General features: G+C 70.3%; 21 protein-coding genes. 8 read left to right on the top strand and 13 right to left on the bottom strand.

What is annotated here, in order from left to right; all coding sequences use genetic code 11:
- Positions 1 to 146: 146 nt before the first annotated feature.
- The 3 genes from ACSDR0_RS04690 to ACSDR0_RS04680 all read right to left on the bottom strand — a co-directional run bounded on the left by ACSDR0_RS04690 (position 147) and on the right by ACSDR0_RS04680 (position 3,734).
- Positions 147 to 884, bottom strand: coding sequence for a succinate dehydrogenase/fumarate reductase iron-sulfur subunit (locus tag ACSDR0_RS04690; protein WP_435287473.1), 738 nt, complete (start codon positions 882 to 884; stop codon positions 147 to 149).
- The gene (locus ACSDR0_RS04685) at positions 881 to 2,809 is read right to left on the bottom strand and encodes a fumarate reductase/succinate dehydrogenase flavoprotein subunit (RefSeq protein ID WP_435287472.1); all 1,929 of its coding nucleotides are present in this window, start codon (positions 2,807 to 2,809) and stop codon (positions 881 to 883) included. The genes ACSDR0_RS04690 and ACSDR0_RS04685 overlap by 4 nt, the downstream gene beginning before the upstream one ends.
- A gap of 160 nt (positions 2,810 to 2,969) precedes the next feature.
- A complete protein-coding gene (locus ACSDR0_RS04680) occupies positions 2,970 to 3,734 on the bottom strand; it encodes a succinate dehydrogenase cytochrome b subunit (RefSeq protein WP_435287471.1) in 765 nt (254 codons plus the stop codon).
- A 367-nt stretch (positions 3,735 to 4,101) separates the two neighbouring features.
- Between ACSDR0_RS04680 and ACSDR0_RS04675 the strand changes: the two genes are divergently transcribed.
- The 7 genes from ACSDR0_RS04675 (at position 4,102) to ACSDR0_RS04645 (ending at position 12,702) form a co-directional block, all read left to right on the top strand.
- The gene (locus tag ACSDR0_RS04675) at positions 4,102 to 5,034 is read left to right on the top strand and encodes a LysR family transcriptional regulator (RefSeq protein ID WP_435287470.1); all 933 of its coding nucleotides are present in this window, start codon (positions 4,102 to 4,104) and stop codon (positions 5,032 to 5,034) included.
- Positions 5,035 to 5,404: 370 nt separating this feature from the next.
- Positions 5,405 to 6,559, top strand: coding sequence for a PP2C family protein-serine/threonine phosphatase (locus ACSDR0_RS04670; protein ID WP_435287469.1), 1,155 nt, complete (start codon positions 5,405 to 5,407; stop codon positions 6,557 to 6,559).
- The gene (locus ACSDR0_RS04665; protein WP_435287468.1) at positions 6,556 to 8,238 is read left to right on the top strand and encodes a sensor histidine kinase; all 1,683 of its coding nucleotides are present in this window, start codon (positions 6,556 to 6,558) and stop codon (positions 8,236 to 8,238) included. The genes ACSDR0_RS04670 and ACSDR0_RS04665 overlap by 4 nt, the downstream gene beginning before the upstream one ends.
- A gap of 224 nt (positions 8,239 to 8,462) precedes the next feature.
- Complete coding sequence (locus tag ACSDR0_RS04660) at positions 8,463 to 8,912, top strand: response regulator (RefSeq protein ID WP_435287467.1); 450 nt, start codon at positions 8,463 to 8,465, stop codon at positions 8,910 to 8,912.
- A gap of 323 nt (positions 8,913 to 9,235) precedes the next feature.
- The gene (locus ACSDR0_RS04655; RefSeq protein WP_435287466.1) at positions 9,236 to 10,021 is read left to right on the top strand and encodes a hypothetical protein; all 786 of its coding nucleotides are present in this window, start codon (positions 9,236 to 9,238) and stop codon (positions 10,019 to 10,021) included.
- A gap of 9 nt (positions 10,022 to 10,030) precedes the next feature.
- Positions 10,031 to 11,938 (top strand): fumarate reductase/succinate dehydrogenase flavoprotein subunit, encoded by a 1,908-nt coding sequence (locus ACSDR0_RS04650; RefSeq protein ID WP_435287465.1) that lies wholly within the window; start codon positions 10,031 to 10,033, stop codon positions 11,936 to 11,938.
- A 2-nt stretch (positions 11,939 to 11,940) separates the two neighbouring features.
- Positions 11,941 to 12,702, top strand: a complete 762-nt coding sequence (locus tag ACSDR0_RS04645; protein ID WP_435287464.1) for a succinate dehydrogenase/fumarate reductase iron-sulfur subunit — start codon at positions 11,941 to 11,943, stop codon at positions 12,700 to 12,702.
- A 66-nt stretch (positions 12,703 to 12,768) separates the two neighbouring features.
- Here the strand turns inward: ACSDR0_RS04645 and ACSDR0_RS04640 are convergent, their stop codons facing one another.
- Positions 12,769 to 13,245, bottom strand: a complete 477-nt coding sequence (locus tag ACSDR0_RS04640; RefSeq protein ID WP_435287463.1) for a MarR family transcriptional regulator — start codon at positions 13,243 to 13,245, stop codon at positions 12,769 to 12,771.
- Positions 13,246 to 13,410: 165 nt separating this feature from the next.
- Here ACSDR0_RS04640 and ACSDR0_RS04635 point away from each other — a divergent pair, with 165 nt between their 5' ends.
- Positions 13,411 to 13,617, top strand: coding sequence for a hypothetical protein (locus ACSDR0_RS04635; protein WP_435287462.1), 207 nt, complete (start codon positions 13,411 to 13,413; stop codon positions 13,615 to 13,617).
- 228 nt (positions 13,618 to 13,845) lie between these two features.
- Here the strand turns inward: ACSDR0_RS04635 and ACSDR0_RS04630 are convergent, their stop codons facing one another.
- The 9 genes from ACSDR0_RS04630 to ACSDR0_RS04590 all read right to left on the bottom strand — a co-directional run bounded on the left by ACSDR0_RS04630 (position 13,846) and on the right by ACSDR0_RS04590 (position 25,397).
- A complete protein-coding gene (locus ACSDR0_RS04630) occupies positions 13,846 to 15,333 on the bottom strand; it encodes a hypothetical protein (RefSeq protein ID WP_435287461.1) in 1,488 nt (495 codons plus the stop codon).
- 117 nt (positions 15,334 to 15,450) lie between these two features.
- Positions 15,451 to 17,493 carry a hypothetical protein gene (locus ACSDR0_RS04625; RefSeq protein WP_435287460.1) on the bottom strand — a complete coding sequence of 681 codons (2,043 nt, stop codon included), beginning with the start codon at positions 17,491 to 17,493 and terminating at the stop codon, positions 15,451 to 15,453.
- A 107-nt stretch (positions 17,494 to 17,600) separates the two neighbouring features.
- The gene (locus ACSDR0_RS04620) at positions 17,601 to 18,014 is read right to left on the bottom strand and encodes a (deoxy)nucleoside triphosphate pyrophosphohydrolase (protein WP_435287459.1); all 414 of its coding nucleotides are present in this window, start codon (positions 18,012 to 18,014) and stop codon (positions 17,601 to 17,603) included.
- A gap of 14 nt (positions 18,015 to 18,028) precedes the next feature.
- The gene (locus ACSDR0_RS04615; protein WP_435287458.1) at positions 18,029 to 19,126 is read right to left on the bottom strand and encodes a C40 family peptidase; all 1,098 of its coding nucleotides are present in this window, start codon (positions 19,124 to 19,126) and stop codon (positions 18,029 to 18,031) included.
- Complete coding sequence (locus ACSDR0_RS04610; RefSeq protein WP_435287457.1) at positions 19,123 to 19,392, bottom strand: hypothetical protein; 270 nt, start codon at positions 19,390 to 19,392, stop codon at positions 19,123 to 19,125. Before ACSDR0_RS04610 ends, ACSDR0_RS04615 begins: the two co-directional genes overlap by 4 nt.
- The gene (locus tag ACSDR0_RS04605; RefSeq protein WP_435287456.1) at positions 19,389 to 20,066 is read right to left on the bottom strand and encodes a hypothetical protein; all 678 of its coding nucleotides are present in this window, start codon (positions 20,064 to 20,066) and stop codon (positions 19,389 to 19,391) included. The genes ACSDR0_RS04610 and ACSDR0_RS04605 overlap by 4 nt, the downstream gene beginning before the upstream one ends.
- 2 nt (positions 20,067 to 20,068) lie before the next feature.
- Positions 20,069 to 22,603: a type IV secretion system protein gene (locus ACSDR0_RS04600; RefSeq protein WP_435287455.1), complete on the bottom strand. Its 2,535-nt coding sequence runs from the start codon at positions 22,601 to 22,603 to the stop codon at positions 20,069 to 20,071.
- Positions 22,600 to 25,092: an ATP-binding protein gene (locus tag ACSDR0_RS04595; protein ID WP_435287454.1), complete on the bottom strand. Its 2,493-nt coding sequence runs from the start codon at positions 25,090 to 25,092 to the stop codon at positions 22,600 to 22,602. The genes ACSDR0_RS04600 and ACSDR0_RS04595 overlap by 4 nt, the downstream gene beginning before the upstream one ends.
- Positions 25,089 to 25,397, bottom strand: a complete 309-nt coding sequence (locus ACSDR0_RS04590; RefSeq protein ID WP_435287453.1) for a hypothetical protein — start codon at positions 25,395 to 25,397, stop codon at positions 25,089 to 25,091. Before ACSDR0_RS04590 ends, ACSDR0_RS04595 begins: the two co-directional genes overlap by 4 nt.
- Between the last annotated feature and the right edge of the window lie 23 nt (positions 25,398 to 25,420).

The raw sequence follows: 25,420 nt of genomic DNA, 5'->3' as shown, positions 1-25,420 counted from the left end.
GCGGGACGTGTGCGGGACGTGTGCGGGACGTGTGCGGGACGTGTGCGGGACGTGTATCGCGTCAACCGGAGAGCACTGACGATCCGGGACGGAAAAAGCGGGAGCCGCCCCCGCAGTTGGGGCGGCTCCCGTCTTCTTCGGGGAACCTACTTGGTGGCTCGCAGGTAGTCGCGGTTCATCTGGGCGATGGTGTCCAGCGGGATGCCCTTGGGACAGACCGCCGTGCACTCGCCGGTGTTGGTGCAGCCGCCGAAGCCCTCCGCGTCCATCTGCTCGACCATGGCCCTGGCGCGGGAGTCGCGCTCGGGCTGGCCCTGCGGCAGCAGGCCCAGGTGAGTGATCTTGGCGGCGGTGAAGAGGGAGGCCGAGCCGTTCGGGCAGGCGGCGACGCACGCGCCGCAGCCGATGCAGGTGGCCGCGTCGAACGCCGAGTCGGCGTCGACCTTCTTCACCGGGACGCTGTGCGCGTCGGGGGCCGATCCCGCCGGGACGGAGACGAAGCCGCCCGCCTGGATGATCCGGTCGAACGCCGAGCGGTCCACGACCAGGTCCTTCACCACGGGGAAGGGCGCGGCGCGCCACGGCTCGATGGTGATGACCGCGTTGTCCTCGAAGTGCCGCATGTGCAGCTGGCAGGTGGTGGTGGCAACCTGCTCGCCGTGCGCGACGCCGTTGATGACCATGCCGCACATGCCGCAGATGCCCTCGCGGCAGTCGTGGTCGAAGGCGACCGGGTCGTCGCCCTCCAGGATGAGCCGCTCGTTGAGGACGTCGAGCATCTCCAGGAAGGACATGTCCGGTGACACGTCCTCGACCCGGTAGGTGACCATTCGGCCCTTGTCCTCGGGGCCCTTCTGCCGCCAGACCTTGAGGGTGAGGTTCACTTGTAGCTCCGCTGGCTCATCTTGACGTACTCGTAGTCGAGGTCTTCCTTGTGCAGGATCGGGCCCTGCTCCCCGTGCTCCCAGGCCGCGACGTAGGCGAAGTGCTCGTCGTCGCGCAGGGCCTCGCCGTCGGCGTCCTGCGACTCGGCGCGGAAGTGGCCGCCGCACGACTCGGTGCGGTGCAGCGCGTCGATGCACATCAGCTCTGCCAGGTCGAAGAAGTCGGCCACCCGCCCGGCCCGCTCCAGCGCCTGGTTGAGCTCCCCGGCCTCGCCGGAGACCTTCACGTTCCTCCAGAACTCCTCGCGCAGCTCGGGGATCCGCTCCAGGGCCTTGCGCAGCGACTCCTCGGTGCGCTCCATGCCGCAGTAGTCCCACATGAGCTTGCCCAGCTCACGGTGGTAGGAGTCGGCGGTGCGGTCGCCGTCGTTCGACAGCAGCCTGGCGATCTTCTCGCGCACCGCGACCTCGGCCTCGGCCACGGCCTGCTCGTCGACCTCGCCGTACGGGCCGTTCGCGAGGTAGTCGCCGATCGTGGTCGGCAGCACGAAGTAGCCGTCGGCCAGGCCCTGCATCAGCGCGGACGCGCCGAGGCGGTTGGCGCCGTGGTCGGAGAAGTTGGCCTCGCCGATCACGAACAGGCCGGGGATCGTGGACTGCAGGTCGTAGTCCACCCACAGGCCGCCCATCGTGTAGTGGACGGCCGGGTAGATGCGCATCGGCTGGGCGTAGGGGTCCTCGCCGGTGATGCGCTCGTACATCTCGAAGAGGTTGCCGTACTTCTTCTCCACCGCGTCGCGGCCCAGGCGGCGGATCGCGTCGGCGAAGTCGAGGTAGACACCCAGGCCGCCGGGACCGACACCGCGACCCTCGTCGCAGACGTTCTTGGCGGCGCGGGAGGCGATGTCGCGCGGGACCAGGTTGCCGAACGCCGGGTAGATGCGCTCCAGGTAGTAGTCGCGCTCCTCCTCGGGGATCTCCGAGGCCGGACGGGTGTCGCCCCGCTCCAACGGCACCCACACGCGGCCGTCGTTGCGCAGCGACTCCGACATCAGGGTCAGCTTCGACTGGTAATCGCCGCTGACCGGGATGCAGGTCGGGTGGATCTGGGTGTAGCAGGGGTTGGCGAACATCGCGCCGCGCCGGTGCGCCCGCCAGATCGCCGTGGTGTTGCAGCCCTTGGCGTTGGTCGACAGGAAGAACACGTTGCCGTACCCGCCGCTGGCCAGCACGACCGCGTCGGCCAGGTGCCGCTCGATCTCGCCGGTGACCATGTCGCGGACGATGACGCCGCGCGCCCGGCCGTCGGAGATGATCAGGTCGAGCATCTCGTGGCGGGTGTGCATCTCGACGGTGCCGGCCGCGATCTGCCGCTCCAGCGCCTGGTACGCGCCGAGCAGGAGCTGCTGGCCCGTCTGGCCCCTGGCGTAGAAGGTACGGGAGACCTGCGCGCCGCCGAAGGAGCGGGTGTCGAGGAGGCCGCCGTACTCGCGGGCGAACGGCACGCCCTGGGCCACGGCCTGGTCGATGATGTTCACGCTGACCTGGGCGAGCCGGTAGACGTTGGACTCGCGGGCGCGGAAGTCGCCGCCCTTGACCGTGTCGTAGAACAGCCGGTAGATCGAGTCGCCGTCGCCCCGGTAGTTCTTGGCCGCGTTGATGCCGCCCTGGGCCGCGATGGAGTGCGCGCGCCGGGGCGTGTCCTGGTAGCAGAACGACTTGACGTTGTAGCCCAGCTCGCCGAGGGTCGCGGCGGCCGAGCCGCCCGCCAGCCCGGTGCCCACGACGATGACGTTCAGCTTGCGCTTGTTGGCCGGGTTGACCAGCTTGGCGCCGAACTTGCGCTTCTCCCAGCGGTCCTCGATCGGGCCGTCGGGGGCCTTGGTGTCGCGGATCGGCGCACCCTCTGTGTATTTCGTGGTCATGACCCGCTCACCGCTCCTCGTTCGCCACGCGGAAGATCCGCTCCTCGTTCACCACGCGGAAAACCCGCTCCTCGTTCACCACGCGGAAGATCCGCCTCTTGCCCGCCGTATGGGAGGCCCGCTCCTCGTACGTCGCCGCGCTCGTCGCGCCGGGCCCCGCTCACTTGATCACTCCGATCGCGACCGCGACCGGGACCGCGAGGAAACCGACGACCAGCAGCGCCGACAGGCCCGTGGCGGCGGCCTTCAGCGAGCGGTAGCTGCGGCGGCCCGCCAGGCCGAGCGTCTGGAAGGCGCTCCACAGGCCGTGGCGCAGGTGCAGGCCGACCATGGTGACGGCGAGCACGTAGAACAGGGTGACCCACCAGCGGGACGGCGCGAAGCCCTCGACCAGGCGCTCGTACGGGGTGGAACCGGCACCCGCCGGGTTGGCCGCGCCGAACGTCAGGTCGAGCAGGTGGTAGACCACGAACAGCACGATGACGACGCCGCCGTAGCGCATGGTGTGGACCGCGTAGCCGCCCGCCCGGGACTTGCGCCTGGCCGCGTACCTGACCGGACGTGCCTTGCGCGCCCGGCGGGTCAGGGAGATCGCCGCCCACATGTGCAGCCCGACCGCGGCGACCAGTCCGATCTCGACGACGGTCAGCAGGACGCGGTGGGGCAGGATCGGCTCGCCCATGGTCCGCAGGAAGGCCGCGTAGGAGTTGAAGGAGTCGGCGCCGAAGAAGCTCTTGAGGTTTCCGGCCATGTGGCCGACCAGGAAGAGCACCATGACGGCACCCGTGACGGCCATCACGACCTTCTTGCCGTTGGAGGAGCTCAGGAAGCCGCCCCGCCGCCTGGGCGGCGTCGGCTTCGCGGGGGCGTCCGCCGGGGGGTTCACCGGCGCGGTGGCGGATCCGCGCTCAATCGTGGCAGTCACGCTTGTCACGCTAGGTAGGAGGATTTACCTGCGTCCAAGTCATCGTAGATGTGGTTTCCATAGCCTGTGGCTATTAGCTCTGCGTCCCCGCCGCTTCCGAAAACGCGGCCCCCGCGGGGTGCGAGCAATCTCACAACTTCCTTACAGCGATCTCTCATCGTCTCCCACCCCACCTCCGGCCCCGGATCCGAGGCCGGAAGTTCCATGCGCTATATCCCGACATGTCATGACAGGTCCTGCGGGCCGGTCCCCGGACGCCCAAGCCCTCACACCCGCGAGGACTCGTACGTCCAAGGAGAGGACTCGCACGCTCAAGAACGCACACCCGGCAAACCGTACGCCGGGGAACCCCCTACGCTTGGGAAACGTGCAGCTCCAGCAACTCGCCTACTTCGTGGCGGTCGCCGAGGCCCGGCACTTCACCCAGGCCGCCGAGGGGATGCGCGTCGCCCAGCCCTCGCTGAGCAAGCAGATCAAGGCCCTGGAGACCGAGCTCGGCGCGCCGCTGTTCAGCCGCGCCCGGGGCAACGTCACGCTGACCCAGGCGGGCGAGGCGCTGCTGCCGCTGGCCCGCAGGATGCTGGCCGACGCCGAGACCGCCAGGAGCGAGGTCGGCGAGCTGGCCGGCCTGCGCCGCGGCCGGGTCCGGCTGGGCGCGACCCCCTCGCTCTGCGCCGGGCTGCTCGCCGACGCGCTGGCCAGGTTCCACCACGCCTACCCCGGCATCGAGCTGTTCGTGGAGGAGGGCGGCTCCCGCGACCTGGTCCGCACCCTCGCCCGCGGCCAGCTCGACCTGGCGCTGATCATCATGCCGCTGCACAGCGACGACCCCGCCCTCGTCACCGAGGAGATCCTGCGGGAGAACCTCGTCGTCGCCTCCCCCTCGAACGATCACGCCCACAGGCCGTACGTGCGCATCGAGGAGTTGCGGCGGCGGCCGATGGTGATGTTCAGGCGCGGGTACGACCTGCGGGAGGCCACGCTCAGCGCCTGCAGGCAGGCCGGGTTCGAACCCAGGTTCGCGGTGGAGGGCGGCGAGATGGACGCCGTGCTGCGCTTCGTGGAGGCCGGACTGGGGATCGCGCTGGTTCCCTCGATGGTGCTGGACGGCCGTCCCGGGCTGGCCGGAACGCCTCTGGCGCCTCCCGGGCTGCGCCGCACCATAGCCATCGCGCACCGCAAGGACGTCGAGCCCACCCGCGCCGCCCAGGCCTTTCGCGCGACCCTGCTCCTCTTCCTCACCGAGGCCGCCCGCGACGGCAGCCTCCCCCAGGGACTCGAACTGACCACCGAGAACTGATCACCGAAAACTGTCCCCTGAGAGCTGTCCCCGAGAGTCGATCGCCGCGAGCTGATCCCCGCCTGGCGGGTCCGCTCCGGAGACCGCCGCCGCGGCACACGACACGGGCGCTCGTCACGCGTGACGGCCGGAGATTCACGGACGGCGGCCGGGGTGCGCGGACGACGGCCGGAGGTTTGCGGGCCTGGGGGCCGGGCAGTGGCGGCGAATGCCCGAGGGGCACCTGACAGGCGCCGCGACGTGTTCCTGACGTGCGGCGGGCACGAGCGCGACCACGTGGATCAAGGTGAATGACAACACCCTCTAAGTCCCGGTGTCACACTATTCTACGTAGCGTCGACAGGTTCTCCCGATCAACGAAGAGGCGTCAGTGACCGCCCCCGGCAACGAAACGCTCACACTCCTCCTCATCGAGGACGACGCGGGCGACGCCTTCCTTGTGGAAGAGCTGCTCAGCGAGGCGGAAAACCCACCCAAGATCATTTGGGTGCGGAGCCTGGCCGAGAGCCGGGAGCGCCTCACCAAGGACGTGCGGTGCGTGCTCGTCGACCTCTCCCTGCCCGACGCGACCGGCCTCGAGGCACTGGAGCAGGTGCTGTCGATGGCACCGCACGCCGCCGTGCTCGTGCTGACCGGCCTGAACGACACCCACGTCGGCGTGGAAGCCGTCGCCGCCGGCGCCCAGGACTTCCTGGTCAAGCAGGACGTGGAGGCCCGCCTGCTGGCGCGGGCGATCCGCTACTCGATAGAGCGCAAGCGCGCCGACCTGGCCCAGCGCAAGCTGGTCGAGGCCGAGCTGCTCACCAAGGAGAACTCCCGCCTCGAACGCGGGCTCCTGCCGGTCCCGCTGCTGACCCCGGGTTCCCTGAACCACCAGGCCCGCTACCTGCCGGGGCGCAGACGCGCCCTTCTCGCCGGTGACTTCTGGGACACCGTGCAGAGCCCCGACGGCGCCGTCCACGTGGTGGTCGGCGACGTGTGCGGGCACGGCCCCGACGAGGCCGCGCTGGGGGTCGCGCTCAGGATCGCCTGGCGAACCCTGGTCCTGGCCGGGCACACCGGCAACGAGCTGCTCGGCACCCTGGAGTCGGTGCTCCGCCTGGAGCGCAAGTCCGCGGAGATCTTCACCACCCTGTGCATCGTCACGATCGACCCCACGCTCAGCAGGGCGCGGATGCACGTGGTCGGCCACCCTCCACCGCTGCTGATCCGCGACGGCGTGATCGGCGTGGTGCCCGGCACCCCCTCGGGCCCCCCGCTGGGGATCTTCCAGGACGTCCGGTGGTCGGCGATCGACGTCCCGCTCGGCGACGACTGGTCGCTGCTGCTCTACACCGACGGCCTGATCGAGGCCACGGTGGGCGGCGGGCCCGACCTGCTCGGCACCGAGGGCCTGCTCAAGCTCGTCGAGGAGCAGGGCGGGATCGAACTCGACCGCCTCATCGAGCGCGTCATCGAGCTGAACCGCGACGCGCTCAGCGACGACCTGGCGACCGTGCTCATCTCTCGAAGCGGAAAACGATGACCGAACGTCCGGATCGTTCGAGCGATGGCCCCAGCCCTCGCCCCCTGCCCGCGCTCACCCCCGCGAAGGGGTTCGGGAACCTTCCGGTGGGGCGCTGGTTCACGTTCGCCGGGGTGAGCATCGCGCTGGTCTTCATGATCTCGGCCGTCGTCACGATCAAGTCGATCGAGGAGACGCGAGAGGCCAGGGAGACGCTGGTCGACGTCATCGACCCGGCGGCGCTGCGCCTCCTGGAGATCTCCAACGCGATGACCTCGCAGGAGAGCTCGGTGCGGGCGTACGGCAGGACCAACGAGGCGGTCTCCCTGCAGGACTACCGGAACGCGATCACCGCGGAGAAGGCCTCGCTGGACATGCTCACCTCGCTGCTCCCCCGGATACCGGAACGGCAGGTGGTCGGCGCCGAGGTGGCCCGGCTGAAGGAGACGGGAGAGGCCTGGCGACGCGACTACGCGGACAAGGTCATCGCCGCCGTACCGACCCTGAAGACCGAGGCCGCCCGGCAGAACGCCGCCATCAACGCCACCCGGTTCAACGAGATCCGCCAGTCCCTCACCGGTCTCCAGAACCACCTGAACCGGCTGCACGAGGCCGGCGTCGTCCGGCTCGACCTCGGCTGGCAGGCCCTCTACGTCGCGCTCATCGGGGTGGCCCTGGCCCTGGTCGTGGCCGGGGTCGTCGCGGTGCTCATCGTGCGGTACGCGGTGCTCCGCCCGCTGGCGGAGCTGAACCAGCAGGTCCGCGCGGTCGCCCAGGGGGATTTCGACCACAGGCTCATGGTCGAACGCCCGGCCGAGCTGTCCGAGCTGTCGGGCCACGTCGACGCGATGCGCCGCCGCATCCTCGCCGAGTGGCGCCGGTCCTCGGAGACACAGCGCAAGCTGGAGGACCAGGCAGCGGAGCTGAGGCGCTCCAACGGCGAGCTCGAGCAGTTCGCCTACGTGGCCAGCCACGACCTGCAGGAGCCGCTGCGCAAGGTGGCCAGCTTCACCCAGATGCTGGAGCAGCGCTACGGCGACCAGCTCGACGAGCGCGCCAAGCAGTACATCGCCTTCTCCGTCGACGGCGCCAAGCGCATGCAGATGCTGATCAACGACCTGCTCGACTTCTCCCGGGTCGGCAGGATGGGCGGCGAGCGCACCAGGATCGACGCCAACGTGCCGTTGAGGGCCGCGCTGAACAACCTCGGCGCGACCATCGAGGACACCGGGGCGACGGTGACCCACGACGAGCTGCCCGAGGTGCACGGCAACCGGGCGCAGCTGACCCAGCTCTTCCAGAACCTCATCGGCAACGCGATCAAGTTCCACTCGCAGGACCCGCCGGTGATCCACATCGGGGTGCGGCGCGACGGGGACATGTGGGAGTTCTCCTGCACCGACAACGGCATCGGCATCGACAGCAAATACACTGACCGCATCTTCCTGATTTTCCAGCGCCTGCACGGACGGGACGTGTACGCAGGTACGGGCATCGGGCTGGCGCTCTGCAAAAAGATCGTCGAATACCACGGTGGCCGCATCTGGGTCGACACCGAAGACGGCGAGAGCACCGAAACCATCGGGAACAGCGAAAGGACCGCCACGTCAGGCACGACCTTCCGCTGGACCCTTCCCACAGGAGACCTGGTTGACATCCCCCCCTCCCCGGAGGGAGGGGATTCCCACGGTCGCCCGTGAGAGTTCCTGCTTCACCGCCGGTTGCCCGCAGGAGAAAACTCCTTTGAGGTCTTACACCAGCTCCACAGGCGTTTCATCTCTCCGCCAGCCCAGCGGCGAGGGTGTTGCTGATCACGCATGTGGTGGCTTGATTATCGCCACCGCCGAACACGCTACCGAATCGCGCGGCACCGCGCCGCGTTTCCCCCGGTCTGAAGGCCGGGGTCTTCACACTGGAGGAACTGATGAATGACCTGCGCTGGATCGACGTGCTCCTGGTCGAGGACGACCCGGGCGACGTCCTGCTGACGCGGGAGGCGTTCGAGCTCAACAAGGTCCGCAACAAGCTGCACGTGGTCAACGACGGCGAGCAGGCCATGTCCTTCCTGCGCAAGGAGGGCGCCTACGCCGACGTGCCCCGGCCCGACCTGATCCTGCTCGACCTCAACCTGCCCCGCAAGGACGGCCGGGAGGTGCTGCAGGACATCAAGGCCGACGAGAAGCTCCGCGGGATCCCGGTGGTCGTGCTGACCACGTCGGAGTCCGAGGAGGACATCCTGCGCAGCTACAACCTGCACGCCAACGCCTACGTCTCCAAGCCGGTCGACTTCGACCAGTTCATCAGCGTGGTCCGGCGGATCGACGACTTCTTCGTGACCGTCGTCAAACTTCCCAACTCCAGCCAGCACTACTGAGGGCCCGCCGGGGTAGGGGCCGGATAGGGGTCGCCCGGCCGCCGCACGCGTCTCCGCGGCCCCCGAGACCTCCCTGTGACCGTCCACCCCGTGAGACGTCGCAGGCTGGGGGCCTCTGTCAGACGAACGTGACAGGAATCACACCGGGTCGGTGAAATTGTGAGAGACCCCTTACACACAACCCCCAGGCTCCGTCGTAACGTATCCCCCACCAACATGCGCGCGCACGTGTGAGCCGGCGCGACCATGGCCCGGCGCGCGGCACAACTGAAACAACCCGGATCCCTGGGCGAGGGGGGTCCGCGGGAGGTGGAGAGGTCTCGATGACCCAGACAACGGCCGAGAGCCCGGCCAGAAGGCAACGTGCGCAGATCAAGGAGCGCACCCTGCGAACCGACCAGTGGTGGCGCTATCCGCTGGTCACTTTCCTCATTTTCACGGCATTCCTCGTCTACGCCACGTGGGCGATCTTTGATACAAGCTACTTCGTGTCGCCGTACCACGCGCCGTTCGCTTCGCCCTGTCTGGCGACGAGCTGCCCGCCGGACGCCAGGCTGTTCGGCCTCGCTCCCTTCGGCGACTGGTACACCCTGCCTCCCGGTCTGCTGATCCTCGGCCTTCCCGCGGGGTTCCGCTTCACCTGTTACTACTACCGCAAGGCCTACTACCGGGGGTTCTGGCTCTCGCCCCCGGCCTGCGGAGTGAACGAGCCGCACAAGAAGTACTCCGGCGAGTCGCGGTTCCCGCTGATCCTGCAGAACATTCACCGCTACTTCTTCTACGCGGCGATCGTCGTCGGCCTCATCCTGGCGTACGACGCGGTGAAGGCCCTGATCGACAGGCCGGCCGGTCTGGGCACGTGGATCCTGATCGCCAACGCGATCCTGATCAACCTGTACACCCTGTCGTGCCACTCCTGCAGGCACATCACGGCCGGGCGCCTGAACCACTTCTCCAAGCACCCGATCCGCTACCGGGCGTGGGGCTTCGTCTCCAAGCTCAACGCCAAGCACTCGCAGCTCGCGCTGATCTCCATGTTCTCCGTCATGGGCGCCGACCTCTACGTGCGCCTGGTCGCCAAGGGCATCATCGCCTTCCCGTTCGCATAAGGATCACCTGTGGAAATCGAGCGTCACGAATACGACGTCGTCGTCATCGGCGCCGGCGGTGCGGGTCTGCGGGCGGCCATCGAGGCCCGCCAGCAGGGCAAGCGGACGGCGATCGTCTGCAAGTCGCTGTTCGGCAAGGCGCACACGGTCATGGCCGAGGGCGGCGCCGCCGCCGCCATGGGCAACGTCAACAGCGACGACAACTGGATGGTGCACTTCCGCGACACCATGCGCGGCGGCAAGTTCCTCAACAACTGGAGGATGGCCGAGCTGCACGCCAAGGAGGCCCCCGACCGGGTCTGGGAGCTGGAGGCCTGGGGCGCGCTGTTCGACCGCACCAAGGACGGCAAGATCAGCCAGCGTAACTTCGGCGGGCACGAGTACCCGCGGCTGGCCCACGTCGGCGACCGCACGGGCCTGGAGCTGATCCGCACCCTGCAGCAGCGGGTGGTCGCGCTCCAGCAGGAGGACGAGAGGCTCCACGGCGACGCCGAGGCGTACATCAAGGTCTTCCAGGAGTGCACGGTCACCCGCCTGCTCAAGGAGACGGGGCCCGGCGGGAGCGGCGCGATCTCCGGGGCCTTCGGCTACTGGCGGGAGAACGGCAAGCTCATCCTGTTCGACGCCCCCGCGATCGTGCTGGCCACCGGCGGCATCGGCAAGTCGTACGTGGTCACGTCCAACTCGTGGGAGTACACCGGCGACGGCCACGCGCTGGCCCTGCTGGCCGGCGCGAAGCTGATCAACATGGAGTTCATCCAGTTCCATCCCACCGGGATGGTCTGGCCGCCCTCGGTCAGGGGCATCCTCGTCACCGAGTCGGTCCGCGGTGACGGCGGGGTGCTGAGAAACTCCGAGGGCAAGCGCTTCATGTTCGACTACATCCCCGAGGTGTTCAAGGACAAGTACGCCACCACCGAGGAGGAGGCCGACCGCTGGTACATCGACCAGGCCAACAACCGGCGCCCTCCGGAGCTGCTCCCCCGCGACGAGGTCGCGCGGGCCATCAACTCCGAGGTGAAGGCCGGCCGCGGATCACCCCAGGGCGGCGTCTACCTCGACGTCTCCACCCGCCTCCCCGCCACTGAGATCATCAGGCGGCTGCCGTCGATGCACCACCAGTTCAAGGAGCTGGCCGACGTCGACATCACCAAGGAGGCCATGCAGGTCGGCCCGACGTGCCACTACATCATGGGCGGCGTCGAGGTCGACGCCGACACCGGCGCGGCGGCCGTGCCCGGCCTGTTCGCGGCCGGTGAGGTCTCCGGCGGCATGCACGGCTCCAACCGGCTGGGCGGCAACTCGCTGTCCGACCTGCTGGTGTTCGGCCGCCGCGCGGGAGCGGGAGCGGCCTCGTACGTGGACGGCCTGGCGGCCCGGCCGAAGATCTCCGAGGAGGCCGTGGCCGAGGCGAGCGCGGAGGCGCTGGTCCCGCTGGAGCGCGTGGGCGAGAACCCCTACGAGGTCCACCACGAGCTGCAGCGGACGATGAACGAGCTGGTCGGCATCATCCGCAAGTCCGAGGAGGTCTCCGAGGCGCTGGAGGCGGTGGAGAAGCTCAAGGAGCGGGCCCAGAACGTCGGTGCGGCAGGCAGCCGCATCTACAACCCGGGCTGGCACCTCGCCCTCGACCTGCGCAACATGCTGCTGGTCTCGGAGTGCGTGGCCAAGGCGGCGCTGCTGCGCCAGGAGAGCCGCGGCGGCCACACGCGCGACGACTTCCCCGGCATGTCGCCCGACTGGCGGTCCAAGATCCTGCTCTGCGGGCTCACCCCGGACGGCTCCGGCGTCACGGTGGAGGAGCAGGCACAGCCTCCGATGCGGGACGACCTCATCACGTTGTTCGACCGCGACGAGCTGAAGAAGTACATCACCGAGGAAGAGCTGGCCGCCTTTGACGCGCTGGCCAAGGAGTAACCATGAGTTACAAGGCGAAGTTCCGCGTCTGGCGGGGCGAGGGCGGCGAAGGCAAGCTTGAGGACTTCACGGTCGAGGTGAACGAGGGCGAGGTCGTCCTCGACATCATCCACAGGCTTCAGGCCACCCAGGTCCCCGATCTGGCCGTCCGCTGGAACTGCAAGGCCGGCAAGTGTGGCTCGTGCTCGATGGAGATCAACGGCAAGCCGAAGCTCGGGTGCATGACCCGGATGTCCACCTTCACCGAGGAGGAGACGATCACCGTGACGCCCATGCGGACGTTCCCGGTGATCAAGGACCTCGTCACGGACGTGTCGTTCAACTACCAGAAGGCCAGGGAGATCCCGTCCTTCACCCCTCCGGCCGACGTGAAGCCGGGCGAGTTCCGCATGCAGCAGATCGACGTCGAGCGGTCCCAGGAGTTCCGCAAGTGCATCGAGTGCTTCATGTGCAACAACGTCTGTCACGTCATCCGCGACCACGAGGAGAACAAGACCAACTTCGCCGGTCCGCGCTTCCTGATGCGGATCGCCGAGCTGGACATGCACCCGTACGACGTGGCCGACCGCAAGGACTCCGCCCAGGAGGAGCACGGTCTCGGCTACTGCAACATCACCAAGTGCTGCACCGAGGTCTGCCCCGAGCACATCAAGATCACTGACAACGCGCTGATTCCCATGAAGGAGCGCGTCGTCGACCGGAAGTACGACCCGCTGGTCTGGCTGGGCAACAAGATCTTCAAGCGTTCCAGCTCGAAGACCTGACCTTCCCGCTTTCACGACGGCGCCGTCCACGGGCTCTCCCGGGGCGGCGCCGCCGCGTTTCCGCCCTCAGCCCCGCCACAGCCGCCGGGTCTGCTCCCGCATGACGTCGTCGGCGCGGACGGCGAAGTCATGGATGATCACCAGCTCCGCGTCGCTGTAGCTCTCGGCGAGATCGGCGTAGGCGCGGTTGACGTCCGCCAGGATCTCCTGCAACGCGCGGTAGGGACCCTCGCGCACCAGCTCGACGAGGACGCGGCGCCGGTCGGCGCCGTCCCGGCCGCGGCGCACGTATCCCGCCTTCTGCAGGCGGTCCACGACCGCGGTGATGGCGCCACCGCGCGTCAGCCCTATCCGCGGGGCGAGGTCGTGGGGGGTCAGGGGCCCCTCCTTGTCGAGGACGGCCAGGCAGTTGAAGTCGGTCACGTTGATTCCGGCCCGGCCGGCGATGCCGACGTGGAACAGTGCGGCTCGCATGGCCGTCAGGCGTCCCTGGCCGGACACCGCCATGATCATCTCCGCGCGGCTTCCCGACTCCGTCGACATGTCGGCCCCTCTTTCCATTCTCTCTAAAATAGAGAGGCTCTAAAGAAGAGAGTCTCTATTTTGGCGTGAAAAGGCTAGTCGATCCTCCAGGAAGAAGTCATGCCCGCGTCCTCTCCCCCGGCAGACCCGCCCATATCCCGCCGACGCCGAATCACCCTCGGCATCGTGCCGAGCACCGCCTTCATGGGCGACGTCGACGCGACCATCCTCGGCATCACACCGCCGCGCATCCGACGCGACCTCGGCGCCGCGCGGAGCCCGGCCGGCCACGCCCTGGCGTTCTCGCCGCTTGGCGCGGTTCTCAGCGTGGGCAATGCCGGCGCCCCGCCGCTGGGCAGGCCGCTTCCCGCTCCGCCCACGACCGCGTCGTAGATCGCGCCCGGACGGTCAGAGCCGCTCGGGGACGGGTGAGCGGTCGTTCAGGCCCACAAGGTGTTCAGGCTCACAAGGTGGAGCGATCGTTCAGAGGCGGGTAGCGCGCTCGTTCAGGCTCAGGCGGAGCAATCGCTCAGGCTCAGTGGTCGCTCAGGCACAGGCAGAGCGATCGCTCAGAGGCGGGCTGAGCGATCGTTCAAGGTCACGTGGAGCGATCGCTCAGCGTCAGGTGGAACGGCGGAAGAGGCCGCGCTTCTTCTTGCCTGCGTCCTTGTCGGAGGACTCTCCCGCTTCCTTGCCGGGAAGCGGATAGATCGCCGTCGGGGTCGGCTCGGCGGCGGACCGCTCACCCCCGGCCGACCGGTCTCCGGGACCGCCCTGGCCGGGGCCACCCTGCGGCTCGGCTCCGAAGGGCTTGAACCCCTCCCCAGGACGGCGCTCCGGCCCGATCAGCCCACCCTGCGGTTCCTGGCCCGACGGCGTGAAGCCGTCCCGGGGACCGTCATGGAAGGGCCGGTCCGGCGAAGGCTCCTGGCCGGGAGCACCCTGGGGAGCGGCGCCGTGACCGAACGGCCGGAAGTCGTCTCGCGGGCCGTCGAACCCCAGATCGCCCCGGGCGGGCTCCTGCGGGAACGGCGCCCCGGGGAACTCCGACGCCCCCTGCGGAAGGTGCTCCTCGCGGGAGCCGGGGTCGAACGAGGTGCCGTGGAACGCGGCCGGCGAGCCGCCCTGAACCGTCGGGCCGTAGGACGCCTGCCCAGGCTGATCGGGCTGTCCGGGCCGCACGTGGCCGGCCTGCGGGTCGTACGGGTCGCCGTGACCGGTGACCGGCGGCTGCTCGTAACCGGGCGCGGGCATGTACGCCGTCGTCTGCTCGTACCCCTGGGGATACTGCTCGGGGGCGTAGCCCTCCGGGTAGACCGGGGCGTACATCTGCATGGGCACGAAGCTGATGATCGGCGCGTAGGCCGTACCGCCCTGGTAGGGGCCGGGGGCGTAACCGGGGCCCGCACCGTAGCCGGGACCGCCGGGATAGGCCATCGGGTCCATCGTGCGCGGACCGGCCCTGCGGATGGCCGCGGCGTGGGCCAGGCGGCGCAGCCTGCCCTCGAAGATCAGGACCGCGAACAGCACCAGCAGCACCAGGATCAGCGCCGGGATGCCGAGCTGGCGGCTCAGCGTGGCCCCGTCGAACTCGGAGCCCGCGTTGCGGATCTCGTACACCGAGGAGCCGGAGGCGCTCTGGTCGAGCGTGGCGGTGTCGGACGGTGTGGGCGTGACGGCGGGAAGCTGGTCCGGCCCGGGGCTGGTCGGCGGGAACTGGACGTCAGGGTCGTTGGTCGCCGGCGGGGTCTCGGCGGGCGGGACCACCGGGGGCGTGGTCTGCTGGACCGGCGGCGGTGCGACCGCCGTCTCCTGCGGAGGCGGGGGCGTGGTCTTCGTGGCCTTGGGAGGCTTCGGCGACGCCGGGACGGTTATCGTCGTGGTCACCGTCTTCTGCGGCACGGCGGTTTCCTCGGAGCCCCCCGGATCCTGGGTGACCGTGACGGTGACGATCGGCGTGGGCTCCTCGCAGGGCCCCGCGGGATCGACGTCACAGCCCTCGACCTGCGACGGGTCGACGACCACCGTCCTGACGGTCGCGCCGGCCGCGGAGGAGCCCGCGAGCGGCGCCAGGGCGAGCAGGATGGCGCCGCTGAGTCCCACGGACATCACAACGGCGGAGACAGCTGCCCTGTGCCGTGCTCGCGTCACCGGTGCCCTCCGCGCAATCAACCATGAACACGTCAAAGAAATACTAGTTGGGCAAAAGTAACAGTAAACCGTGTTTTACAAAACGTGTCGCGACCGACGGCGGCGCTGGATCCTCCGCTGCAGCCACAGGAGGCCGAGGAGTACCCCCACCGCCGCTCCCACCGCCGGGAGGCCCCGGACTCCTGTCAGCAGCGGACTTGACTCGGCCACCGGCTGGACTTGGCCGTTCGGGCCGTCGAGGTCCTGCGGGAGGGGCGCGCCCTGCGCACCCTGCGGAAGGGGGACCTGCGCGGCGGGGAAGGCGCCCGCCTGCGGCAGTTGGAGGCCGTTCACGAGACCGGGCATCTGGCCCGCCCCCGCCATTCCCATCGAGATCGGCGGCGTCATGGAGCCCTGCGCGCCCGGCACCTGCGCCCCGCCGGGCTGTGCGCCAGGGAGCCCGCCCGGCTGCCCCGCTCCCGGGTGGACGGGAGGCACGGGTCCGCCCATCGGCCCGCCCGGCCCCTGCTGCGGCATCCCGGGCTGCCCGGCCATACCGGGCTGTCCCATTCCCGGCTGCCCGATCCCCGGATAGCCGGGAAGCATCGGCTGCCCCGTGTTCTGCGGCCTCGCACCGGGCTGGCCGGGCACGACGGGCTGCCCGGCGGGCAACTGGCCGACCCCCGGATAGCCGGGAACCATCGGCCCGACCACCGGTTGCCGCGCTCCGGGCCGACCGGCCACCTTCTGCCCGCTTCCTGGATGAACGGGACCCATCGGCGGGAGAGCCTGCTGCCCCGGTCCCAGCTGCGGCACCCCGGGCAACCCCGTCACCGGCTGACCGACTCCCAACTGGCCGGGACCCGCGTGCCGGAGACCCTGCCTGCTCACTCCCCGCTCGCGCGCACCGGCTCGGCCGGCCGCGTGCCGCTGCCCGCGCACCTTCCGCCCGGCCGCCTTGTGACCGGCCTGAGAGCCCACGGCCGAATGGTTCCTACCGTTCTGCTCCTGCAGCGTGGGGGCCGCGGGCGCTCCCGCCGGCGGTACGGCGGCCTGTCCCTGGCCGGGCACACCGGTACCGGCCTCCGGCGCGGTGCCCGTGGTCGCGGCGCCCTCCGGAAGCCGCGTTCCCTCCGGCGGAAGGCCGGGGGTGACCGGACCCGCGGGACGACCGGCGGCGGCCGCCTCGCCCGGGATCGGGCCGGGGGCCGCCGGAGCCGCCGGGGACCCGGCCTCCTGGCGCGTACCCGGCACGGTGGCCCGCGTCTCGTGGGAGGCCGCCGGACCCCCCGTCGCTCCCGCGCCGCCGGGAAGCGCACCCGTCTGCGGGCCCGCCTGCGCCCCGGCACCCGGCGGCGTTCCCGGCCCGGCCGGGAACCCGGCGGTGCCGCTCGCGCTCGTACCCGCCGCGCCCGGCTTCGGAGCCGGAAGGGCGAACGACTTTCCGAGAAGATCGAGAAGGAAGGCCGACACGCGCTGCTCGGCCTTCTGCGCCTCCGAGGTGCCCGGCGCGGGCAAGGGGACCCCCTCGGCCTCCCCGGCCGTCTGGGGGACCTTGAGGACCATGCTGGCGGCACCTGGAGCCCCCACGCCGGTGCGGGTCTCGGCGGACCCGGCCTCCCTCGCGACGCGGACGCGCTCCAGCGTCTCCGGGCCTCCGACGACGCCCCCGCCCGGCCGCATCGCCGCGTCCGAGCTCTTGATCGTGCCCCGGGCCTGCTGCTTCACCATCTTGCCGTCGAGCCCGCGCGTCCGGGCCAGGGCGGACACCGTGATGTCCCGCGGGTGCCTCGGCACGGCGAGCAGCACGTCGACGGAGCCGCCCTCGGCGGGCAGGGCGCCGATCATGCACACCCCCGCCCCCTTGGGTACGGGTGCCGAGGACCTGGTCTCCTTGGGGCACTCGATGCCCGCGAGCGCCTCGGCGGGGGTCGTCAGGACGGCCAGCCGCGCGTCGGTGCCCGGCCCCTGCAGCCGGATGCGGTAGCGGATCACCTGGCCGGTAGCGCTCTCCCGCGCCCATGCGCCGGAGTCGGCCTCGGCCGCCAGGTCGAGGGGCAGCGCGGCCGGCTCGTCCATCTGGACGGCGTACACCCCCGACGCTCCGAGGATGAACACTCCCGCTCCGACAGCGGACACGAACCCAGCACCACGCCACCATACGGTCACCGCATATCTCCGTTCCCCGGGTACGGACACGCGACATCGCCACGTCCAGTAGCAGTTATGTCACGCTGCGGAGTGGATCAATCCTTATTGAACCGACCTTGCCCATCGTTGAGGCGACCTTGTACCGCCCGGACGATTGGAAGGTCCGCGGGGAGCCACGCCACGTCGTAGAACTCCGCCTCGGCCAGCCAGCGCAGATCCAGGTGCTCCCTCGCCTCGGGCTTGCCCTCGACGACCACCGCGAACCAGACCCGGAGGACGTAGCCGCCGGCGAGCGCCCAGTCGCCGCCGACGCGCTCACCCACCTCGACCAGCACGCCGAGTTCCTCCTGGCACTCCCTCACCAGTGCCGTGTGCTCGTCCTCGCCGGGATCGACCTTCCCCCCGGGCAGCTCCCAACCTCCGGCCAGCTCGGGAGGGTCGGCACGCTGGGCGGCGAGCAGTCTCCCGTCGCCGTCGACGATGGCGGCGCCCACAACGACCTTTTCCATGGCTCCCGATTCTGTCAGCCCTGCTCCCGCGCCTTGAGTTGCGCAAGGACCTGGGGGTGTTGCAGCGGCCGGGTGAATCCCACGATCCCGGTGCGTTCCCGATATGTGGTGACCTTGATCGGCCCGCACAACCGGCACCTCGCCTCGACCATCTTGCCCGGGGAGACCACCATTCCCACGTGCCCCGGGTTGTCTGGGCCGGTTCCTGGACCGGAGTTGAAGAAGACGAGGTCTCCCGCCTGCTCCTGCCCCTCGGGAACCTCCACCCCGAACGGCCACTGGCCGAACGTGGTGCGCGGGATGGTCAGGCCGACGCTCCGGTAGGCCATGTAGATGATCCCCGAGCAGTCGTAGCCCGCGGGACCCGTACCGCCCCAGATGTAGGGCTTGCCGCGCTGGGCCAGCGCGTACGCGAGGATCGCGGCCACCGTGCTGGTCGGCGCCGCCTCCAGCATGGGCTCGTCGCAGCTGTCGTCCGCCTCCGGCGGGATGGTGACCTCGCCGTCCTTGGCGTACTTCTCGGCGATCTCCATGACCTGGTCGACGTACCACCAGGCGCGGTTGTAGACGAACAGCGAACGTCGCACGTCCTCCGGCGCGCCGTTCCGCTTCAGCATCTTCGCCGCGCCTAGGATGGCGTCCGCCGGGTTGTACACGTCGGCCCAGCCGTCTCCGTCGCCGTCGGAGGCGTAGCCGTTGAACGTGGACGGGATCTTGATCTTGGCCTTGCCGCCCCACGTGCTGATGAGAAACTGCATCGGCCCGGCGGCGCCCGCGTAGTTCGTGCCACTTTGCACGCCGGGGAGCGTGGAGCGGCCGTGGTTGGTCTCGCGCTTGCCGACCCCGGCGAGCACGTTCCACTGCACGCCGACCTTCTGGCCGTGCTCGCGATACAGCTTCAGATACTTCTCGGGGATGTCGGACGTCGCGGTCTCCGACTGGTCCTCCACCGACTGCGCGGTCTCCCCGCAGTCTGGCTGCGCCTCCCCGGTGATCGACGGGAAGGACGGGAAACCGCTGATCATCATCATCGGCGCCATGATCAGCGTGATCAGGCAGAGCCCGGCGACTCCGAGGATCAGCGCGAGGCGGAGGTGCTTGTTGTCCCTCATGCCACCTCGCCGCCCGTCCCGGCCCACCGGCCCGTGATCCCGCCGTCCATCCTGTCCCGCCCGTACGCGGTCCCGGCGACCAGCCCGGCCCGCCCGTACGCGATCTCGCCGTGCATCGCGTCACAGCCGTAAGCGGTCCCGCCGTGCATCCCGTTGCGCCCGTACGCGATCCCACCGTGCATCGCGTCACAGCCGCGCGCGATCCCGTCACGCCGGTGCGCGGCCCCGCCCATTCGCCCTCGTCCGTACGTGATCTCGCCGCTCATCCGGTCTCGCCGGTCTCGCCGGTCTGGGAGGGCTGGTCGTCCCCCTCCTGGCCGGAGTCCGCGGGCTGGAGGTCGTGGACCCGCCAATCGGCGCCGACCTGGATGAGCGTGACGGCGTACTCCGCGGTCTTCTCGTTCACCCCGCTCCTGGCCGTGACGTTCTGGGTGCCGACGACCACGAAGACCACCGAGGCACTGTCGATCTGCCGGATCTCCTTCACCCGCGCCGTCCCGACCGAGACGATCTCGTCGGCCTTGTTGCTCTCGACGGTGCCCGGCGAGGCGACGGTCCGCAGCAGCGTCCCCAGGAACTCCGCCGTGACGTATCCCTTGAGGCGGTCGCCGTAGACCGCCGGGTCCTCGTCGTAGCCGAACGTGCCGTACTCGGCGGTGAAGCGCTGCGCGTAGTCGGCGGCCGCGGCCAGCTCCTGCTTGGTCATCGGCAGGTAGGAGTAAACGTCGAAGGGCGCGTTGCTGGCCGTCGCCGCCGGGCGCGCCGGCTCCGCGGCCGGCTCCTGTCCCGACACCACCGTGCGGGTGACGCCCGCCGACTCCGCCCGGGTCTCCGGCCCCTTCCCGGTGTCCGACCACATGGTCACGTAGATGCCGACCGCGGCGATTATCACGACCAGCACCGCGAAGACGACTCCTCGCCGGCTGCCTCCCTCGATCATCGTCAGTCCTTGCCGCGGTTGGACGGGCGCAGCCAGAACGGCGGCGGCTCACCGGCCTCCCCGCCGCGCTCCGCCCGCCTGGTGATCCAGAGCGGGGGCGCCTCGGACGACCTGCCCCCGGAGTCCCGGTTTCGCGAACCACCGGAGCTTCGGGACCCGCCGAAGATGCTCCCGCCCGAGGAGCCCGACCCCGAACCGCCGGAGCCCGAGGATCCGCGGGAGGATCCGCCGCCGTTACGCGATCCCGAGCCGGAGCCGCCTCGCGAGGAGCCCGAGGAGCCACGGGAGGAGCCACCGCCGAAGATGCTCCCGCCCGAACGACCGCCCCCGCCCGAGGAGCCCGACGAACCGGATGAGCTGGAGGAACCCGAAGACCTGCCCGACGAGGGCGCCGAGGGCCTGACCGCCGGGGAACCGGACGACCTGCCCGCCGAGGAGGACCCGCCGCCCGAACCCCCCTGCGGGGCCCAGCCGCCGGAACGGCCGCCGAACCAGCCGCCCGAACCGCTCGAACCACCCGAGACGCGCCCGGAGGAGCCTCCGGACCTGGTGGGGGGCGCGCCGCCTCCCGTACCGGCTCCGGAGAGGTTGAGTGGCGGCGCCGCGCCGGGGCGGGCCGCGGTGACCGGCCTGCCGGTGCCCCTGCGCCGCCCCGCGGCCTGGGAGTCGGTGTCGAGCGGTGCCGGTTGCGCGCCGGTCGGGACCCGGGTGCCCGACGGCGTGGCCGGCGTGGCGCCGCCGTCCTCGCCGCGAACCCTGCCCTGGGCGACGGCTGCCGCCGCGGCCGCGCCGACGCCGGCCCCGCCGGCCATCGCGGCCGCCTGCAGCATCGGCTCGGCCTTGCGCATGCCCCACCGGCCCGCCCTGGCCGCCGCGACCGGCGGCAGCGCGGACGCGGCCCGCTGCAGGGTCGGCGCGGTCGCCGCGTCGCCGAGCATCCGGGTGGTGAGCGTGTGCCCGTCCATGGACGAGAACAGGTGCTGGAACGGCCGCCGGTAGAAGAACACCGCGATCGTCAGGATCGCCATGAACATGACCTGCATGCCCCACGGCATCGCCGTGGAGATGATCAGGGCGTAGCCGTACACGAGCACGCCGAGAACGAGGGCCAGCACGGCCTGTCTGAGCAGGGTGCCTATCAGCATCTCCACCCAGCGCATGGCGATGATCCGCCCGGAGCCCGGATGGACGCCGATCAGCAGGAAGACCGGCGCGAGGATCAGCAGCAGCAGGAACCCGACCTTGAGGACCAGCAGCGAGACCGCCACCAGGAAGATCAGCAACCCCGCGACCACCGCGGCCATGAGGGCGCCGATCGCGACCCCCAGGCGGCTCGTCCAGTCCTTGCCCTGGAAGAGGGGGAAGACCGGTGTGTTCTGCAGCTTGTCGGCGATCTCCGTCTCGTACCGCGCCTGGTGGGAGGCCACCTCCGGCATCTGCTCGGCCTTCATCTCGGCCGCGTCGATCGTCTGGATCTCCAGCAGCTTGGCGCCGAATATCTTGATGATCGGAGCGTCCGCGTCGGCCGTGCCGAACTGGCCCATCAGCCACGGCTTGCAGACCAGGGTGGACCAGAGCGCGTCGGAGTTCTGCTCGACGCCGGGCACACCGCTCTGGCCGTACCCTCCGCCCTGGATCTGCGGGTTGGCGTCTCCCTTGGCGGGCAGGCAGGACGTCCCGCCCGCGCCGGGCAGGCCGGAGAAGGCGGAGTTGACCACCTCGCCGGTCTTGTCGGTGACGACCTTGCCCAGCCCCGTGAGGTCGCCGGGGCGGCTGAAGAACCAGACCGCCACCGTGACCGCGAGGACCATCCAGATGACGCCCTCCGCCGTGGTGGTGGCGCGCTTGCGGATCAGCCCGTACCAGGCCAGCCAGATGGCGCCGAGGATCACCAGCGGCCGCAGGTACGGCCAGTACATGGCGTCGGCCAGGCGGACCACCATGTCGTCGACGACGTTCTTGATCGATTCGAGCGGGCCCTCGGTGGCGGCCGCCTGGTAGGTGGTGATGGTCAGCCGGTCGAGCGCCTTGGCCCACAGGAAGACCGTGTTGGCCATCGCGTTGCCCATCACCGCCGCGATGTCGTCGCAGCCGAGCAGATGGGTGTGCCAGAACTGACCGCTCATGCCGTACGTCGCGTAGTTGCCCTGGGTCGCCGGGGCCTGCGCCGCCGGTGCGCCCGGCTGGGCGGCGTCGGGAAGCGGCGGCTGGATCAGGCCGTCCACGCCTCCGGCGACCATGTCCGGGGACAGGTCGGGAGACATGTCGCAGGGAGCCGCGGCGACGGCCGTGGACGTGTCGTCGGGGAACACCAGCGGCAGCGCGAGGAAGGCGGCCAGCACCACCAGCCCGATGGCGATCCGCCTGCCCAGCCGTCCCCGGCGGGAACCCGCGCGGGAGCCTCTCCTCTCGCGGAGCCCGCGAAGCCCGCGGAACTCGCGAAGCCCGCGAAGCTCCCGGAGCCCGCGAAAACCCTTCGATCCCTTGAGGGACCGTCTCTCGCGAGAGCCCTCAAGCCCTGTACGGGAGCCCTTCATGACCGCACCTCCAGCGCCGCAGCCCCCGACCTACCGACTCTGTCGCCCCCAGGAAGATCATGCACTTTCTCGTCGGGTTTGTCGTGGGTCGGATTCGTGTCGAGCCAGCGCAGCAGCTCATCCGAGATCAGGTCCACCCCGATACGGCCCGCGCGACCGTCCAGATCCCGGAAGACGCATTCGCCGTTGCCGAGTGAGCGCAGCACCGCCTTGTGCTCCTCGGAGGGTTCGACCCCGAGCAGCGCCATCACGTGCTCCACCTCGACCCGTTCCGTGGAGCGGAACGCGAAGACCGACGACAGGCAGTTCGTCACCTGCTCGCTCAGCAGGTCTCCGGCGTTCTGCGAGACCAGGACCAGCGCCGTGTTGCGGGAGCGGCCCATCCGGCTGACCTCGGGCACCAGCTTGGCGCCCTCGGGGGTGGAGGTGATCGCCCATGCCTCGTCCAGGAAGATCGCCTTGGGCGTCCGCCGGTCCAGGCCGTTCATCAGACCTCGCGCGAACTGCGCGACGAGATAGAGCAGTGCCACCGACAGCCTCTGCTCGTACGAGTAGTCGTCGCGGCCGGTGGAGGCGTCGGGCAGTGTCAGACCGCCCAGGGTGAAGACCGTGGTCCAGCCCTCGGTGTCGATCTGGTCGCCGCCCGAGGGGTCGAAGCAGAGCCTGGCCAGATGCATGTCCGACATGGAGCGGAGCACCGCGCCCAGGTTCTTGGAGGCGGCGTCCTCGGTCTGCTCGAGGAAGTCGACGACCTTGCCCAGCGACGGGTCCTCGGCGTTGGAGACCGCGGCGACCGCCTGGATCATCGCCGACTCGCGTTCCTCCGACATGCGAGGCAGCAGCAGACGCAGGGTCTCGGTGGCCATCGTCTTCTTGGCCGCCAGGTCGTCGCCGAACGAGAACGGGTCCAGCAGGCCGGGAGCCGCCGAACCGAGGGGGATGATCCGCGCCTTCCTGCCCCGCTTCTGCAGCAGCTGCACCAGCGACTCGGCGTCGCCCTTGGGGTCGATGACCGCGACCGTCACCCCGCGCAGCGCCATCTGGTAGATCATCAGCAGCGCCAGCGTGGTCTTGCCACCTCCGGGCTCGCCGGTGATGGCGATGGCCGTCGGCCGGTTGCGCGTCGCCGCCACCAGCGGGTCGAAGTGCACGATGCTGCGGGCTCGGCCCAGGGTCTCCCCGACGTAGGGGCCCATCCAGCCCGAGGCGCTCTCGTCCACCCGGTCGCCCAGGTCGACGGTGGCGGTGGCCATGCCGCCCGCGATGGTGCGCAACGGCTGCCGCTGCGCGTAGGCGTTGACCCGGACCCGCTCTCCCGGCAGCGTCTCGCAGAACAGCGAGAACTGGTCGCCGGTCGAGTTGACGATGTCGATGCCCATGTCACGGTAGTGCTCCACGACCGCCTCGACCCGCTGCACGCAGATCTCCTCGGTCGGGGCCGACACGATCAGGCGGTGCCAGCCGTACACGAACGGCAGGCGCTCCTTGGTGATGCCGTGCTCAAGCATCCGGGCCGCGTCGATCTGCTCGGCCAGGGCCAGCGGCGCCTCCGCGCCCGCCTCGCGGATGTGGATGTCCATGTCGCGGGCGTGGGCGAGCTTGCGCGCCACGTCCTTGCTGGCCTTGACCGGCGGGATCAGCCGCATCCTCGAACTGATCTCCACGGGGAAGGGCAGCTGGTCGGCGAAGTGCATCCAGGGCTCGCCGTCGGGGAAGGGCATCAGGTCGGGGAAGCGGGCGAAGGACATGTGCGCCACGTAGGAGTCGCCCTGCGGCTGCTCGATCCGCAACAGCGCCCTGCCGTTGTGGATCTGTCCCTCGACGAGGGACTCGATCTCCCCCTGTCCCCACCGGCGCTTGGGGCTGGCCGAGGCGGGAGGGTCGCCGAGGGATCCGGTCGCGGCGTGCTGGAACAGCCAGGCGAGCTCGACGGAGGTGGCGTGCCTGGCGTACAGCGCGCTGGCGGACAGCGCCCTGCCCAGCCGCTCCGCCTGCTCGGACCACTTGGCGATCTCGGCCTTGGGGACGTGGTCGTCCTCGATGCCCAGGGCCTTCTCGCTGCGCTGGTAGAAGCCGAAGAGCTGCGACAGGACCCCGGTGCCCAGCTGCCGCCCGCGCGTGCCGAGCCGCACGCCGAGGTAGACCTCTTTGGTCCAGAAGTCCTTGGCCCAGACGTGGCGGTACATGTCCTCCAGGTAGTCGCGCCAGCCCGGCCCCTCGTCGGAGGTGGAGTTCAGTGCCATCGCCCACTCGGCGGCGGGGTAGGTGCGGTGCGCCACGCGCAGGTGGACCTCGGCGTCGGGCATGCGGATGGCGGCCAGCGCGATCGTGATGTTGGTGGCCAGCGCCTCCCGCTCCTCGGGGGTGATGAACTCGTAGCTCACCGTGGGAAGCCTGAAGTAGGCCCAGACCGACGAGTCGGTCAGCAGGATCCGATCGTCGAAGTATCGGACGGCCAGGCGGCTGCGCGCCCGGGAGGCGCGGCTCACAGCCCCTCCCCCACCGCTCGCGCGGCCCTGCCCCCGCGGCCTCCGGACCCCTCGCCGGCCCGGATCCCGCGGCACCCGCTCGCCCGTGCCTCGCCCGGCCCGCCCTCGCGAACCCGCCCGAGGCGGCCCGTACGGACCTTGCTCAGCCCGGCACGGCCCGGCCCACTCCGGTCCGGCCCGCTCCGATCGAGCCCGGCATGGCCCGGCCCGCTCTGATCCAGCCCGCTCGCACGAACCTCGTCCAACCCGTTCACCCGGACCCCGGCCTGCCCGCTCATCACCTGCACCTCCTCTCGCCCGCTCACCACATCTCCTCGCGCCCGGGGGA

It is taken from the genome of Streptosporangium sp. G11 (assembly GCF_051192615.1).
GTDB lineage: Bacteria > Actinomycetota > Actinomycetes > Streptosporangiales > Streptosporangiaceae > Streptosporangium.
The sequence above is the reverse complement of the archived record's forward strand: the minus strand, read 5'-3'. Positions and strand labels throughout refer to the sequence as shown.

What these genes read in the sequence shown, in the direction of transcription:
- ACSDR0_RS04685 (WP_435287472.1), bottom strand. Translation starts at nt 2,809, where the DNA reads ATGACCACGAAATACACAGAGGGTGCGCCGATCCGCGACACCAAGGCC.
- ACSDR0_RS04665 (WP_435287468.1), top strand. Translation starts at nt 6,556, where the DNA reads ATGACCGAACGTCCGGATCGTTCGAGCGATGGCCCCAGCCCTCGCCCC.
- ACSDR0_RS04660 (WP_435287467.1), top strand. Translation starts at nt 8,463, where the DNA reads ATGAATGACCTGCGCTGGATCGACGTGCTCCTGGTCGAGGACGACCCG.
- ACSDR0_RS04655 (WP_435287466.1), top strand. Translation starts at nt 9,236, where the DNA reads ATGACCCAGACAACGGCCGAGAGCCCGGCCAGAAGGCAACGTGCGCAG.
- ACSDR0_RS04645 (WP_435287464.1), top strand. Translation starts at nt 11,941, where the DNA reads ATGAGTTACAAGGCGAAGTTCCGCGTCTGGCGGGGCGAGGGCGGCGAA.
- ACSDR0_RS04640 (WP_435287463.1), bottom strand. Translation starts at nt 13,245, where the DNA reads ATGTCGACGGAGTCGGGAAGCCGCGCGGAGATGATCATGGCGGTGTCC.
- ACSDR0_RS04630 (WP_435287461.1), bottom strand. Translation starts at nt 15,333, where the DNA reads ATGTCCGTGGGACTCAGCGGCGCCATCCTGCTCGCCCTGGCGCCGCTC.
- ACSDR0_RS04620 (WP_435287459.1), bottom strand. Translation starts at nt 18,014, where the DNA reads ATGGAAAAGGTCGTTGTGGGCGCCGCCATCGTCGACGGCGACGGGAGA.
- ACSDR0_RS04615 (WP_435287458.1), bottom strand. Translation starts at nt 19,126, where the DNA reads ATGAGGGACAACAAGCACCTCCGCCTCGCGCTGATCCTCGGAGTCGCC.
- ACSDR0_RS04610 (WP_435287457.1), bottom strand. Translation starts at nt 19,392, where the DNA reads ATGAGCGGCGAGATCACGTACGGACGAGGGCGAATGGGCGGGGCCGCG.
- ACSDR0_RS04605 (WP_435287456.1), bottom strand. Translation starts at nt 20,066, where the DNA reads ATGATCGAGGGAGGCAGCCGGCGAGGAGTCGTCTTCGCGGTGCTGGTC.
- ACSDR0_RS04600 (WP_435287455.1), bottom strand. Translation starts at nt 22,603, where the DNA reads ATGAAGGGCTCCCGTACAGGGCTTGAGGGCTCTCGCGAGAGACGGTCC.